The sequence below is a fragment of the Propylenella binzhouense genome, assembly GCF_009866965.1.
GTDB classification, from domain to species: Bacteria; Pseudomonadota; Alphaproteobacteria; order Rhizobiales; family Afifellaceae; genus Propylenella; species Propylenella binzhouense.
The window spans coordinates 1-13,160 of sequence record NZ_SPKJ01000022.1; the positions used below are offsets into that span (position 1 = coordinate 1).

14 protein-coding genes are annotated in these 13,160 nt (G+C 68.1%); all 14 read left to right on the top strand.

Going from position 1 to position 13,160, the window contains the following annotated elements; translation table 11 throughout:
• The first annotated feature begins 357 nt into the window (after window positions 1–357).
• The 14 genes from E4O86_RS08765 (at window position 358) to nuoL (ending at window position 13,152) form a co-directional block, all read left to right on the top strand.
• The gene (locus E4O86_RS08765; protein WP_161140156.1) at window positions 358–723 is read left to right on the top strand and encodes an NADH-quinone oxidoreductase subunit A; all 366 of its coding nucleotides are present in this window, start codon (window positions 358–360) and stop codon (window positions 721–723) included.
• A gap of 41 nt (window positions 724–764) precedes the next feature.
• Window positions 765–1,289 carry a NuoB/complex I 20 kDa subunit family protein gene (locus E4O86_RS08770; RefSeq protein WP_425500117.1) on the top strand — a complete coding sequence of 175 codons (525 nt, stop codon included), beginning with the start codon at window positions 765–767 and terminating at the stop codon, window positions 1,287–1,289.
• Between the two features lie 2 nt (window positions 1,290–1,291).
• Complete coding sequence (locus E4O86_RS08775; RefSeq protein WP_161140158.1) at window positions 1,292–1,912, top strand: NADH-quinone oxidoreductase subunit C; 621 nt, start codon at window positions 1,292–1,294, stop codon at window positions 1,910–1,912.
• A gap of 33 nt (window positions 1,913–1,945) precedes the next feature.
• Window positions 1,946–2,338 carry a four helix bundle protein gene (locus E4O86_RS08780; protein WP_161140159.1) on the top strand — a complete coding sequence of 131 codons (393 nt, stop codon included), beginning with the start codon at window positions 1,946–1,948 and terminating at the stop codon, window positions 2,336–2,338.
• Between the two features lie 88 nt (window positions 2,339–2,426).
• Window positions 2,427–3,617, top strand: a complete 1,191-nt coding sequence (locus E4O86_RS08785) for an NADH-quinone oxidoreductase subunit D (RefSeq protein ID WP_161140160.1) — start codon at window positions 2,427–2,429, stop codon at window positions 3,615–3,617.
• A 46-nt stretch (window positions 3,618–3,663) separates the two neighbouring features.
• The gene (gene nuoE, locus E4O86_RS08790; protein ID WP_161140161.1) at window positions 3,664–4,635 is read left to right on the top strand and encodes an NADH-quinone oxidoreductase subunit NuoE; all 972 of its coding nucleotides are present in this window, start codon (window positions 3,664–3,666) and stop codon (window positions 4,633–4,635) included.
• 105 nt (window positions 4,636–4,740) lie between these two features.
• Window positions 4,741–6,048, top strand: a complete 1,308-nt coding sequence (gene nuoF / locus E4O86_RS08795) for an NADH-quinone oxidoreductase subunit NuoF (RefSeq protein ID WP_161140162.1) — start codon at window positions 4,741–4,743, stop codon at window positions 6,046–6,048.
• A gap of 88 nt (window positions 6,049–6,136) precedes the next feature.
• Window positions 6,137–8,242, top strand: a complete 2,106-nt coding sequence (gene nuoG / locus E4O86_RS08800; protein WP_161140163.1) for an NADH-quinone oxidoreductase subunit NuoG — start codon at window positions 6,137–6,139, stop codon at window positions 8,240–8,242.
• Between the two features lie 10 nt (window positions 8,243–8,252).
• A complete protein-coding gene (gene nuoH / locus E4O86_RS08805) occupies window positions 8,253–9,320 on the top strand; it encodes an NADH-quinone oxidoreductase subunit NuoH (protein ID WP_161140164.1) in 1,068 nt (355 codons plus the stop codon).
• 5 nt (window positions 9,321–9,325) lie between these two features.
• A complete protein-coding gene (locus tag E4O86_RS08810) occupies window positions 9,326–9,541 on the top strand; it encodes a hypothetical protein (RefSeq protein WP_161140165.1) in 216 nt (71 codons plus the stop codon).
• A complete protein-coding gene (nuoI, locus tag E4O86_RS08815) occupies window positions 9,541–10,032 on the top strand; it encodes an NADH-quinone oxidoreductase subunit NuoI (RefSeq protein WP_161140166.1) in 492 nt (163 codons plus the stop codon). The genes E4O86_RS08810 and nuoI overlap by 1 nt, the downstream gene beginning before the upstream one ends.
• Window positions 10,033–10,116: 84 nt before the next feature.
• A complete protein-coding gene (locus E4O86_RS08820) occupies window positions 10,117–10,722 on the top strand; it encodes an NADH-quinone oxidoreductase subunit J (RefSeq protein ID WP_161140167.1) in 606 nt (201 codons plus the stop codon).
• Window positions 10,722–11,030 carry an NADH-quinone oxidoreductase subunit NuoK gene (gene nuoK, locus E4O86_RS08825; RefSeq protein WP_161140168.1) on the top strand — a complete coding sequence of 103 codons (309 nt, stop codon included), beginning with the start codon at window positions 10,722–10,724 and terminating at the stop codon, window positions 11,028–11,030. Before E4O86_RS08820 ends, nuoK begins: the two co-directional genes overlap by 1 nt.
• 4 nt (window positions 11,031–11,034) lie before the next feature.
• Window positions 11,035–13,152 (top strand): NADH-quinone oxidoreductase subunit L, encoded by a 2,118-nt coding sequence (gene nuoL / locus E4O86_RS08830; protein WP_161140169.1) that lies wholly within the window; start codon window positions 11,035–11,037, stop codon window positions 13,150–13,152.
• Window positions 13,153–13,160 lie beyond the last annotated feature (8 nt).

Sequence of the window (13,160 nt, forward strand, 5' to 3'; positions counted from 1 at the left end):
CGGGCACGCCGGCCTCCTCGGCAGGCCCGGCGATGCCCGTGAAGGGCTCGCGCGCACAGGCGCCGCGGCCTTGGGCGGACGCTCTCTAGCGACCGGCGGAACAGCCGGAACCGGGGCGGCAGCGAGGGACAGGCGGCGGCAAGGCCGGCGGGCCGCGCCACAGCGCCACAGCGCCACAGCGCCACATCCGCGCCACAGCGCCACATCCGCGCGCGGCCGGGCGGACTTGCGGGCCCGGCGGGGCTGGTCTAATCCATGCCAGCCTCGCTTCCCCGGGGGATTCCGATCGCTGCGCCCGATTGCGCGGATCGCCGAAACGCTTAAATAGACACCCGACGCTGCACTGCAACGGAAGCCATGGACGCGCTCCTCCTCAGCTACCTGCCCATCGTCGTTTTCATCGGTATCGCCCTGGTGATCGGGCTGGCGCTGCTCGTCTCCCCCTTCATCGTCGCCTACAAGGATCCCGACCCCGAAAAGGTGTCCGCCTATGAGTGCGGGTTCGCCGCGTTCGACGATGCGCGCATGAAGTTCGACGTGCGCTTCTACCTGGTCGCGATCCTCTTCATCATCTTCGATCTCGAGGTCGCGTTCCTGTTTCCCTGGGCGGTCGCGTTCAAGTCGCTCGGCTGGTTCGGCTTCTGGTCGATGATGGCATTCCTGGGCGTGCTCACCGTCGGCTTCGTCTACGAATGGAAGAAGGGCGCCCTCGAATGGGACTGATCGACACCCGCCCGAAGATCGAGGATCCGCATCCGCAGGGCATGCTCGCGCCGCAGGCGCGCGTCCGCGCCGAGGATCCGTTCTTCACCGAGGTCAATGACGAGCTCGCCGACAAGGGCTGGCTCGTCACCTCCACCGACGAGCTCATCACCTGGGCGCGCACCGGCTCGCTGATGTGGATGACGTTCGGGCTTGCCTGCTGCGCCATCGAGATGATGCAGGTGTCGATGCCGCGCTACGACGTCGAGCGCTTCGGCTTCGCGCCGCGCGCCTCGCCGCGGCAGTCCGACGTGATGATCGTGGCCGGCACGCTCACCAACAAGATGGCGCCGGCGCTCCGCAAGGTCTACGACCAGATGCCGGCGCCGCGCTACGTGATCTCGATGGGCTCCTGCGCGAACGGCGGCGGCTACTACCACTATTCCTATTCGGTGGTGCGCGGCTGCGACCGCATCGTGCCGGTCGACATCTACGTGCCGGGCTGCCCGCCGACGGCGGAGGCGCTGCTCTACGGCGTCCTCCTCCTGCAGCGGAAGATCCGCCGCACCGGAACGATCGAGCGCTGACGATGGCGATCCCGGCTCCGACCAGCGAAGGCCTGTCCGACATCGCCGCCCATATCGCCGACGTGCTCGGCGAGCGGCTCGAGGGGAGCACGATCGCCCAGGGCGAGCTCACCATCAATGTCGGCGTCGGCGACATCATCAACGTGCTGAGGTTCCTGCGCGACGATCCGAGCCTCGCCTTCGTCTGCCTGATCGACATCTGCGGCGTCGACTGGCCGGCGCGGCCGCTGCGCTTCGACGTCGTGTACCATCTTCTCAGCCCGCGCCAGAACGCGCGCATCCGCGTGAAGCTCGCCGTCGACGACACCACGCCGGTGCCTTCGGCGACCGAGATCTTTCCGGCGGCGGACTGGTTCGAGCGCGAGGCCTACGACTTCTACGGGATCCTGTTCTCCGAGCACCCGGACCTGCGCCGGATCCTCACGGATTACGGCTTCCAGGGCCATCCGCTCCGCAAGGACTTCCCGCTCACCGGCTTTGTCGAGGTGCGCTACGACGACGAGCGCAAGCGGGTGGTCTACGAGCCGGTGAAGCTTCAGCAGGAGTTCCGGAACTTCGATTTCCTGTCGCCGTGGGAGGGGCCGGAATACGCGCTGCCCGGCGACGAGAAGAGAAGCGAATAGCGGCAGGTGAATAGAGCGAGTAGTGAATAGTGAATGGACGAGGAGCGCGCCGATCCGATCACGGATTACCGCGATCTTCGCGTGTGGAAAGAAGCAATGGCATTAGCCGCCGACATATACCTGGTGACCCGCGGCTTTCCGCGCGACGAACTGTTCGGGATGGTGTCCCAGATGCGTCGTGCGGCGGCGTCTGTGCCGGCGAACATCGCCGAAGGCTTCGGCCGCGAGCAGACGCGCCCTTTCGTGCACTCGCTCCGCGTGGCGCAAGGTTCGCTCAAGGAGCTCGAGACGCATGTGCTTCTGGCCGAACGCGTGAACCTCCTGCCGGCCCAGGACGCTGCGACGCTCGGCCGGAAATGCGAGACTGTGGGCAAGATGCTGCGGGCGCTTATCCGTTCGCTGATGAAACGGGCGGATGGGTTCTGATGACCGATACGCGATTCACGATTCACGATTCACTAGGCCACCACCGCTGTTTCCCGTTCACCCTCCGCCCTCTTTCCGGAGCCTTCGCATGAGCGAGGCGGACGTCCGCAACTTCAACATCAACTTCGGGCCGCAACACCCTGCGGCGCACGGAGTTCTGCGTCTCGTGCTCGAGCTCGACGGCGAGATCGTGGAGCGGGTCGACCCGCATATCGGGCTGCTCCACCGCGGCACCGAGAAGCTGATCGAGGCGAAGACCTATCTCCAGGCGCTGCCTTATTTCGACCGGCTCGATTATGTCGCGCCGATGAACCAGGAGCATGCCTGGTGCCTGGCGGTCGAGCGGCTGCTCGAGCTCGAAGTGCCGAAGCGCGGGCAGCTCATCCGCGTCCTCTACGCAGAGATCGGGCGGATCCTGTCGCATCTCCTCAACGTCACCACGCAGGCGATGGATGTCGGCGCGCTGACGCCGCCGCTCTGGGGCTTCGAGGAGCGCGAGAAGCTGATGGTCTTCTACGAGCGCGCCTCCGGCTCGCGCATGCACGCCGCCTATTTCCGGCCCGGCGGCGTGCACCAGGACCTCACCCCGGCGCTGATCGACGACATCTGGGCCTTCTGCGACCCGTTCCTGCAGGTCTGCGACGATCTCGAGGGGCTCCTCACCGACAACCGCATCTTCAAGCAGCGCAATGTCGATATCGGGGTGGTGGCGCTCGAGGATTGCTGGAAGTGGGGCTTCTCGGGCGTGATGGTGCGCGGCTCGGGCGCCCGCTGGGACCTCCGCAAGGCGCAGCCCTACGAGTGCTACGACGAGCTGGAGTTCGACATCCCGATCGGGCACAGCGGCGATTGCTACGACCGCTATCTCATCCGCATGCACGAGATGCGGCAGTCCGCCCGGATCATGAAGCAGTGCCTGGAGCGGCTGCGGTCGGCGGAGGGCGCGGGGCCGGTGTCGTCCACGGACGGCAAGATCGTGCCGCCGAAAAGGGGCGAGATGAAGCGCTCGATGGAGGCGCTCATCCACCATTTCAAGCTGTACACCGAGGGCTTCCACGTCCCCGAGGGCGAGGTCTACGCGGCGGTCGAGGCGCCGAAGGGCGAGTTCGGCGTCTATCTCGTGTCGGACGGCTCGAACAGGCCCTATCGCTGCAAGATCCGCGCCCCGGGCTTCGCGCATCTCCAGGCGATGGACTTCATGTGCCGCGGCCACATGCTCGCCGACGTGTCGGCCGTGCTCGGCTCGCTCGACATCGTGTTCGGGGAGGTCGACCGGTGACCCTCCGCGACGCGCGCCCCGAAACGAAACGCACGGCAGGTGAGTAATGGCCGTCCGCCGCCTCGCTGAAGAGCAACCGGAGAGCTTCGCCTTCACGGCCGAGAACCAGGCCTGGGCGGAGCGGACGATCCGGAAATTCCCGGAGGGACGGCAGGCCTCCGCCGTCATCCCGCTGCTCTGGCGCGTCCAGGAGCAGGAAGGCTGGGTCACCAAGCCCGCCATGGAGAGCATCGCCGCGATGCTCGGCATGCCGCAGATCCGCGTGCTCGAGGTGGCGACCTTCTACACGATGTTCCATCTCGCCCCGGTCGGGCGGAAGGCGCATGTCCAGGTCTGCGGCACGACGCCCTGCATGCTGCGCGGCGCGGGCGACCTGATCGAGCTCTGCAAGAGCCGGATCGCGCCGCACCCGCACGAGGTGACGGCCGACGGCGCGCTCTCCTGGGAGGAGGTCGAGTGCCTCGGCGCCTGCGTGAACGCGCCGATGGTGCAGATCTTCAAGGACACCTACGAGGACCTCACGCCGGAGACGCTGGCCGCGATCATCGACGCCTTCGAGCGCGGCGAGACGCCGAGGCCGGGTCCGCAGATCGACCGGCAGCATTCCGCGCCGGCGGGCGGGCCGACCACGCTCACGACGCTCGACTGGGGCGTCGAGGAGGACGTGCGCGAGCCGGCCCCGGCCCATGCGGCCGGGACGGAGCATCCGGGCGACGGCGCCGCGGCCCCGCCGGGGACGCCCCGCACGGCGGTCGACGAGACGGCGGGTGGCGAGGAGTTCGCGGCCGAGGTCGAGCGGCGGAAGGGCCGGGCCGTCCTGCGCACCGGCACCGATCCCGCCGCCGGCGAGGCGGCCGCGCAGAAGAAGGGACGGCCCGATCCGACGGGACGCTCCGACGAGGCGGCCTCGCGCGCCATGGGCGCGCGTGCCGAAGGGAAGCCGACCGGGGAAGAGGAAGCACCGAAGGACGGGGGCTTCCCGCCGCGCGAGCGGCGCGGCCGGGGCAAGAAGGAATGATGCCGGCCGGGGGCAGATCCCGGCGGGAGGCGGCGCGACGCGCCGCAGCAAGCCGGCCGCCGCGCGCGGCCGATCGCACGAGCGCCTGAGGGACGGGTCGAACGCATGCTCGCCGACAAGGACCGGATCTTCACCAACATCTACGGGCTGCACGACCGCGGCCTGAAGGGCGCGCGCAAGCGCGGCGCCTGGGACGGGACGAAGGGCTTCATCGACAAGGGCCGAGACTGGATCATCGCCGAGATGAAGGCGTCGGGCCTCCGGGGACGGGGCGGGGCCGGCTTCCCGACCGGCCTCAAATGGTCCTTCATGCCGAAGGAATCCGACGGCCGCCCGCATTATCTGGTCGTCAATGCCGACGAGTCCGAGCCCGGCACCTGCAAGGACCGGGACATCATGCGGCACGACCCGCATCTCCTGATCGAGGGCTGCCTGATCGCCTCCTTCGCGATGGGCGCACATGCCTGCTACATCTACATACGCGGCGAGTACATCCGCGAGCGCGAGGCGCTGCAGGCGGCGATCGACGAGTGCTACGAAGCCGGGCTGATCGGACCGAACAACGTCCACGGCTGGGACTTCGACTGCTACGTCTCGCACGGCGCCGGCGCCTATATCTGCGGCGAGGAGACGGCGCTCCTCGAAAGCCTCGAGGGCAAGAAGGGCATGCCCCGGCTGAAGCCGCCGTTCCCGGCCAACATGGGCCTCTACGGCTGCCCGACGACCGTGAACAACGTCGAGTCGATCGCGGTCGCGCCGACCATCCTGCGCCGCGGCGCCGCCTGGTTCGCCGGCTTCGGGCGCGAGAACAACACCGGCACCAAGCTCTTCTGCATCTCCGGCCACGTCAACCGGCCGTGCACGGTCGAGGAGGAGATGAGCATTCCGTTCCGCGAGCTCGTGGAGCGCCATTGCGGCGGCATCCGCGGCGGCTGGGACAATCTCCTGGCAATCATTCCGGGCGGCTCGTCCGTCCCGGTCGTGCCGGCGCACCAGTGCGACGACCTTCTGATGGATTTCGACGCGCTGCGCGCCGTGAAGTCGGGGCTCGGAACCGCCGCGGTGATCGTGATGGACAAGTCGACGGACATCGTCCGCGCGATCGCCCGCATCTCCTATTTCTACAAGCATGAAAGCTGCGGGCAGTGCACGCCCTGCCGCGAGGGGACGGGCTGGATGTGGCGCGTGCTGGAGCGGATGGCGCGCGGCGAGGCCGAGAAGCGCGAGATCGACATGCTTCTCGAGGTCACCTACCAGGTCGAGGGCCACACGATCTGCGCGCTCGGCGATGCGGCGGCCTGGCCGGTCCAGGGCCTGATCCGGCATTTCCGGCCGGAGATCGAGAAGCGCATCGACGAGTATGCGGCGCGGCCGCGGCCGACGCCCTCTGAAATCCTTCAGGCGGCGGAATAGGGAAGGCGACGTGGACGCGCGTGGGACTTGGCGACCAGCGGCTTCTCCGGACGCACGACCGCCGCGGCGCGGCAAACGGGTGAGATGAATGTCTGATCTTCGCAAGGTCAAGGTCGACGGCAAGGAGGTCGAGGTCCCGGCTCACTACACGCTCCTGCAGGCGTGCGAGGAGGCGGGTGCCGAGATTCCGCGCTTCTGCTTTCACGAGCGGCTGTCGATCGCCGGCAATTGCCGCATGTGCCTGGTCGAGCTGAAGGGGGCGCCGAAGCCGATCGCCTCCTGCGCCTGGGGCGTGCGCGACTGCCGGCCGGGGCCGAACGGCGAGCCGCCGGAGGTGATCACGCGCTCGCCGACGGTGAAGAAGGCACGCGAGGGGGTGCTGGAGTTCCTGCTGATCAACCATCCGCTCGACTGCCCGATCTGCGACCAGGGCGGCGAGTGCGACCTGCAGGACCAGACCATGGCCTACGGCGTGGACGCCTCGCGCTTCCACGAGAACAAGCGGGCGGTCGAGGACAAGTATATCGGCCCGCTGGTGAAGACCTGGATGAACCGCTGCATCCACTGCACGCGCTGCATCCGCTTCACGACCGAGGTCGCCGGCGTCGCCGAGCTCGGCGCGACGGGCCGCGGCGAGGACATGGAGATCACCACCTATCTCGAACACGCGATGACGTCCGAGCTGCAGTCGAACGTGGTCGATCTCTGCCCGGTCGGCGCGCTCACCTCGCGGCCCTACGCCTTCAAGGCGCGGCCCTGGGAGCTCTCCAAGACCGAGTCGATCGACGTGATGGACGCGCTCGGCTCGAACATCCGCGTCGATGCGCGCGGCAAGGAGGTGATGCGGATCCTGCCGCGGATGAACGAGGCGGTGAACGAGGAGTGGATCTCGGACAAGGCGCGTCACATCGTCGACGGGCTGAGGACGCAGCGCCTCGACCGTCCCTATGTGCGCGTCGACGGCAGGCTGCGCCCCGCGACCTGGCAGGAAGCCTTCGCGGCGATAGCGGCGCGCGCGAAGGGCGCCGACGGGAAGCGGATCGGCGCGATCGCGGGCGACCTCGCGACGGTCGAGGAGATGTTCGCGCTGAAGCTCCTGATGGCTTCGCTCGGATCGCCGAACCTCGACTGCCGCCAGGACGGCGCGATGCTCGATCCGGCCCTCGGGCGCGGCGCCTACCTCTTCAACGCGACGGTCGAGGGGATCGAGGCGGCCGACGCGCTGCTGATCATCGGCTCCAATCCGCGCAAGGAGGCGCCGGTCCTCAACGCGCGCATCCGCAAGCGCTGGCGGCTCGGGAACTTCCCGGTGGCCGTGATCGGCGAGCCGGCGGACCTCACCTATCCCTACCGGCATCTCGGCGCCGGGCCGGATTCGCTCTCCCGCCTCGCCGCCGGCGAGGAGGACTTCCTCGACGTGCTGAAGGCGGCCAAGCGGCCGCTCGTGATCGTCGGCCAGGGCGCGATCGCGCGGCCCGACGGCGCGGCGGTGCTTTCGGCGGCGGCAAGGCTCGCCGCCGGCCTCGAGAGCGCGGATCCGGAATGGGTCGGCTTCAGCGTGCTCCACACGGCGGCGGCGCGCGTCGGCGGGCTCGACATCGGCTTCGTGCCGGGCGAAAGCGGGCTCTCGACGGCCGGCATGATCGAGGCGGCCGGCAACGGCGGGCTCGACACGCTGTTCCTGCTCGGCGCCGACGAGATCGACATGCGGGCGCTCGGCTCGGCCTTCGTGGTCTATGTCGGCACGCATGGCGACGCGGGCGCGCACCGCGCCGACGTCATCCTGCCCGGGGCGGCCTTCAGCGAGAAGTCCGGCCTCTACGTCAACACGGAAGGCCGCGTGCAGATCGCGCTGCGGGCGACCTTCCCGCCGGGCGACGCGCGCGAGGACTGGTCGATCCTGCGGGCGCTTTCCGGCATTCTCGGCGAGCCGCTGCCCTTCGATTCGCTCGCGGAGCTGAGGGCGAAGCTCGCCCGCGCGCATCCTCATCTCGCCTATATCGACACGATCGAGCCGGGCGAGGCGGCGCATGTGCGCGCGCTCGCCGAGCAGGGCGGCGAACCCGGCCAGGCGCCGTTCGCGAGCCCGATCCGCGACTTCTACCTGACCAATCCGATCGCCCGCGCCTCCGCCGTGATGGCGGAATGCTCGGCGCTCCATCTCGGCCCGCCCGCGGCCGAGGCGGCCGAATAGGCGCCCCTCCATGAACGGCTTCGTCGACACCTATCTCATTCCGGGCCTGATCATGGCGGGGCAGAGCCTGCTCGTGATCGTCCTCCTCCTCATCGCGGTCGCCTACCTGCTCTATGCCGACCGCAAGATCTGGGCGGCGGTGCAGCTCCGCCGCGGTCCGAACGTCGTCGGGCCCTGGGGCCTGTTCCAGTCCTTCGCCGATCTCATCAAGTTCGTGCTGAAGGAGCCGGTCGTCCCGGCGCCGGCCAACAAGGCGATCTTCCTGCTGGCGCCGCTCGTCTCCACGGTGCTGGCGCTGTCGGTCTGGGCGGTGATCCCCTTCGCCGAGGGCTGGGTCGTCGCGGACATCAATGTGGGCGTGCTCTACGTCTTCGCCATCGCCTCGCTCGAGGTCTACGGCGTGATCATGGGCGGCTGGGCCTCGAACTCGAAATACGCCTTCCTTGGCGCGCTCCGCTCGGCCGCGCAGATGGTCTCCTACGAGGTCTCGATCGGCTTCGTCATCATCACGGTGCTGCTCGCGGTCGGCTCGCTCAACCTCTCCGACATCGTGCTCGCCCAGACGACCGGGCTCGGCACCATGATCGGCCTGCCGAACACCTTCCTCGACTGGCACTGGCTGCCGCTCTTCCCGATGTTCGTGATCTTCTTCATCTCGGGCCTCGCGGAGACGAACCGGCCGCCCTTCGACCTGCCCGAGGCGGAATCGGAGCTCGTCGCCGGCTACATGGTGGAATATTCCTCCGCGCCCTACATGATGTTCATGCTCGGCGAGTACGTGGCGACCGTGCTCGTCTGCGCACTCGGGACGATCCTGTTCCTCGGCGGGTGGCTGCCGCCCTTCAACTTCGCGCCGTTCACCTGGATCCCCGGCGTGATCTGGTTCGTGCTGAAGGCCGGGTTCCTGTTCTTCCTCTACGCCATGGTGAAGGCCATGGTGCCGCGTTACCGCTACGATCAGCTGATGCGGCTCGGCTGGAAGGTGTTCCTGCCGATCTCGCTCGCAGCCGTGGTGGTGGTCGCGCTCGTTCTGCAGCTGACGGGCTGGGGCGGCGTTCCCGTCCCGGCGGCCGGGTAAGCGGGGTGTCGCCGGCGCTCATCGGCGGCCTGGTCGGGCTTGCCTTCGCGGCGGCGGAATACGTCATGTTCGGCGCCCTGATCGGGCGGGCCGCCGAACGCGGCGAAACAGGCCGGGGACCGCGCGTGCTTGACCTCATCCGGAAGGTCCAGCTCGTGCTCTTCCCGCTCGTCGGAATCATCGCCGGCCCCTACGTGGCCGGCAGCTTGGGAGTTTCATGATGGCTAGCCTGTCGCAGGCGGCGGGATCGGTGCTCCTGAAGGAGTTCGTATCGGCCTTCGGGCTGGCGATGCGCTACTTCTTCAAGCCGCGGCCCACCGTGAACTATCCTTTCGAGAAGAACCCCGTGAGCCCGCGCTTCCGCGGCGAGCATGCGCTCCGGCGCTATCCGAACGGCGAGGAGCGCTGCATCGCCTGCAAGCTCTGCGAGGCGGTATGCCCGGCGCAGGCCATCACCATCGAGGCGGGCCCGCGCCGCAACGACGGCACGCGCCGGACGGTTCGCTACGACATCGACATGGTGAAGTGCATCTATTGCGGCTTTTGCCAGGAGGCCTGCCCCGTCGACGCGATCGTGGAGGGACCGAACTTCGAGTTCTCCACCGAGACGCGCGAGGAGCTTTACTATGACAAGGACAAGCTGCTCGCGAACGGCGACCGCTGGGAGCGGGAGATCGCCCGCAACATCGCACTCGACGCGGCCTATCGGTGAGCCGCTGCGCCGCGCCGCCGCCGGTGGACGCGGCGTGCCCGCTTCGTTAAGAGACCGGCGGCGCAAGCCCGCGGAATCCCCGACATGACCCTCCAGCCGCTCTTCTTCTATCTCTTCTCGTTCGTCACCATCGCCTCGGCGCTGATGGTGATCGCGGCGCGAAACCCCGTGCATTCCGTGCTGTTCCTGATCCTCGCCTTCGTGAACGCGGCGGGGCTGCTGCTGCTGCTCGGGGCGGAGTTCCTGGCGATGATCCTGATCGTCGTCTATGTCGGCGCGGTCGCGGTGCTCTTCCTCTTCGTCGTCATGATGCTCGACGTCGATTTCGCGGAGCTCCGGCAGGGCTTCCTGCAATACCTGCCGATCGGAGCGCTGGTCGGCGTGATCCTGCTCGTCGAGCTGATCGCGGTTCTCGGCGGGCTGGCGATCGCGCCGGAGGTCGAGACGCTCGCCACGCCGGTCCCGGCCGACGTCTCGAACGTCGCCGCGCTCGGGGCGGTGCTCTACACGCGCTACCTCTACTTCTTCCAGGCGGCCGGCGTGATCCTGCTCGTCGCGATGATCGGCGCCATCGTGCTGACGCTCCGTCACAAGGAGGGCGTCAAGCGGCAGGACATCTCGGTGCAGGTGGCGCGCGACCCGCGCAAGACCGTCGAGGTGGTCCAGGTCGAGACGGGGAGGGGGATCTGATGGCGGTCGGCCTCGGGCACTATCTGACAGTCGCGGCGGTGCTCTTCACGCTCGGCGTGTTCGGCATCTTCCTGAACCGGAAGAACGTCATCGTGATCCTGATGGCGATCGAGCTCATCCTGCTCGCCGTCAACATCAACCTCGTCGCGTTCTCGGCCTTCCTGGGCGACCTCACCGGCCAGGTCTTCGCGCTCCTGGTGCTCACCGTCGCGGCGGCCGAGGCCGCGGTCGGGCTCGCAATCCTCGTCGTCTTCTACCGCAACCGCGGTTCCATCGCGGTCGAAGACATCAATATGATGAAGGGCTGAGGCCTTGTATTCGGCGATCGTCTTCCTGCCGCTCTTCGGAGCGATCATTGCCGGCCTGATTTCGCTCGCCGGTGCCGCCGCGCGGCATCCGGGCGGCAGCCCCGCCCACGGCGCCGAGGACCACGCGACGGACAGCTTCGCGCCGCGCCACCGCGGGGTCCATGCGCCGGCCCATCACGGCGCCGCGATCGCCCATCCGCATCACGAGCCGCACGCGGAATCCGATGCCGCCCATGGCGGGCACGGCCCGGGGGCGGCCGAGATCGTGACCTCGGCCTTCCTCGTGATCTGCGCTGTGCTTTCCTGGATCGCCTTCTTCCGCGTCGGCGCGAACACCGGCGAGGCCTTCACCGTGCCGGTCCTGCGCTGGATCGAGTCGGGTGCGCTCGCCGCCGGCTGGGCGCTGCGGGTCGACACGCTGACCGCGGTGATGCTGGTCGTGGTGACGACCGTCTCCGCGCTCGTGCACGTCTATTCGATCGGCTACATGAGCCACGACCCGCACCGGCCGCGCTTCTTCGCCTATCTGTCGCTCTTCACCTTCGCCATGCTGATGCTGGTGACGGCCGACAATCTCGTCCAGATGTTCTTCGGATGGGAGGGCGTGGGCCTCGCTTCCTACCTGCTGATCGGCTTCTGGTATCACCGGCCGTCGGCGAACGCGGCCGCCATGAAGGCCTTCATCGTCAACCGGGTCGGGGATTTCGGCTTCGCGCTCGGCGTATTCGGGGTGTTCGTGCTGTTCGGCTCGGTCGAGTTCAGCTCGATCTTCGCGAACACGCAGGCGGTGGCGGAGGGCGGAGAGGTCGGCCTGCGGATCTTCGGCTCGGTCTTCACCGGCGAAGGCGCGCTGACCGTCGTCTGCCTGCTCCTCTTCATGGGCGCGATGGGCAAGTCGGCGCAGGTGCCGCTCCATACCTGGCTTCCGGACGCCATGGAGGGCCCGACGCCGGTCTCGGCGCTGATCCATGCCGCGACCATGGTCACCGCCGGCGTCTTCATGGTGGCGCGGCTCTCGCCGCTCTTCGAGCACGCGCCCGACGCCCTGATCGTGGTCACCGTCGTCGGCGCGATCACGGCCTTCTTCGCGGCGACCGTCGGCCTCGTCCAGAACGACATCAAGCGCGTGATCGCCTATTCGACCTGTTCGCAGCTCGGCTACATGTTCGTCGCGCTGGGGCTCGGCGCCTATTCGGTCGCGATCTTCCACCTCTTCACGCACGCCTTCTTCAAGGCGCTGCTCTTCCTCGGCGCCGGCTCCGTCATCCACGCCGTCTCCGACGAGCAGGACATGCGGCGGATGGGCGGCCTGCGGCGCGTGATCCCGGTCACCTACGCGATGATGCTGGTGGGCACGCTGGCGCTCACGGGATTCCCCTTCACGGCCGGCTATTATTCGAAGGACGCCATCATCGAGGCGGCCTATGCCGGCCACACGACGGCGGCGGGCCTCGCCTTCGTCCTGACCGTCGTGGCCGCAGCCTTCACCTCCTTCTATTCCTGGCGTCTCGTCTTCATGACCTTCCACGGCAAGCCGCGCGCCTCCGCCGAGGTGATGGAGCACGCGCACGAGAGCGCCTCGGTCATGCTGATCCCGCTCTACGTGCTGGCCGCTGGGGCGCTCCTCGCCGGCATCGCGTTCTCGGGGCTCTTCATCGGCGAGGCGCAGGAAGGCTTCTGGAAGGGGGCGCTGTTCTTCGGACCGGAGAACGAGATCCTCGAAGAGATGCACCACGCGCCGTTCTGGGTGGGGATCTCGCCCTTCGTCGCGATGGTGCTCGGGTTCCTCGTCGCGCTCTGGTTCTACATCCTCAGCCCGGACACGCCGCGGCGGATCGGCGAACAGCACGAGGGCCTCTACCGGTTCCTGCTCAACAAGTGGTATTTCGACGAGCTCTACGACTTCCTGTTCGTGCGCCCCGTCATGGCCCTCGGCCGCTTCCTCTGGAAGCGCGGCGACGGCTGGCTGATCGACGGGTTCGGTCCGGACGGCGTCTCCGCCCGGGTGCTCGACGTGACGCGCAACGTGGTGAAGCTGCAGACGGGCTACGTCTATCACTACGCCTTCGCGATGCTGATCGGCGTCGCGATCCTCGTCACCTGGATGATGTTCGCGGGCTGAGGATTACC

Bases quoted from the DNA above. Each gene is read 5' to 3' on its own strand.
- nuoH (WP_161140164.1), top strand. From the start codon at position 8,253: ATGAACGGCTTCGTCGACACCTATCTCATTCCGGGCCTGATCATGGCG.
- nuoI (WP_161140166.1), top strand. From the start codon at position 9,541: ATGGCTAGCCTGTCGCAGGCGGCGGGATCGGTGCTCCTGAAGGAGTTC.
- nuoE (WP_161140161.1), top strand. From the start codon at position 3,664: ATGGCCGTCCGCCGCCTCGCTGAAGAGCAACCGGAGAGCTTCGCCTTC.
- nuoK (WP_161140168.1), top strand. From the start codon at position 10,722: ATGGCGGTCGGCCTCGGGCACTATCTGACAGTCGCGGCGGTGCTCTTC.
- E4O86_RS08765 (WP_161140156.1), top strand. From the start codon at position 358: ATGGACGCGCTCCTCCTCAGCTACCTGCCCATCGTCGTTTTCATCGGT.
- nuoG (WP_161140163.1), top strand. From the start codon at position 6,137: ATGTCTGATCTTCGCAAGGTCAAGGTCGACGGCAAGGAGGTCGAGGTC.
- E4O86_RS08785 (WP_161140160.1), top strand. From the start codon at position 2,427: ATGAGCGAGGCGGACGTCCGCAACTTCAACATCAACTTCGGGCCGCAA.
- E4O86_RS08820 (WP_161140167.1), top strand. From the start codon at position 10,117: ATGACCCTCCAGCCGCTCTTCTTCTATCTCTTCTCGTTCGTCACCATC.
- E4O86_RS08770 (WP_425500117.1), top strand. From the start codon at position 765: ATGCTCGCGCCGCAGGCGCGCGTCCGCGCCGAGGATCCGTTCTTCACC.
- E4O86_RS08780 (WP_161140159.1), top strand. From the start codon at position 1,946: ATGGACGAGGAGCGCGCCGATCCGATCACGGATTACCGCGATCTTCGC.
- E4O86_RS08775 (WP_161140158.1), top strand. From the start codon at position 1,292: ATGGCGATCCCGGCTCCGACCAGCGAAGGCCTGTCCGACATCGCCGCC.
- nuoF (WP_161140162.1), top strand. From the start codon at position 4,741: ATGCTCGCCGACAAGGACCGGATCTTCACCAACATCTACGGGCTGCAC.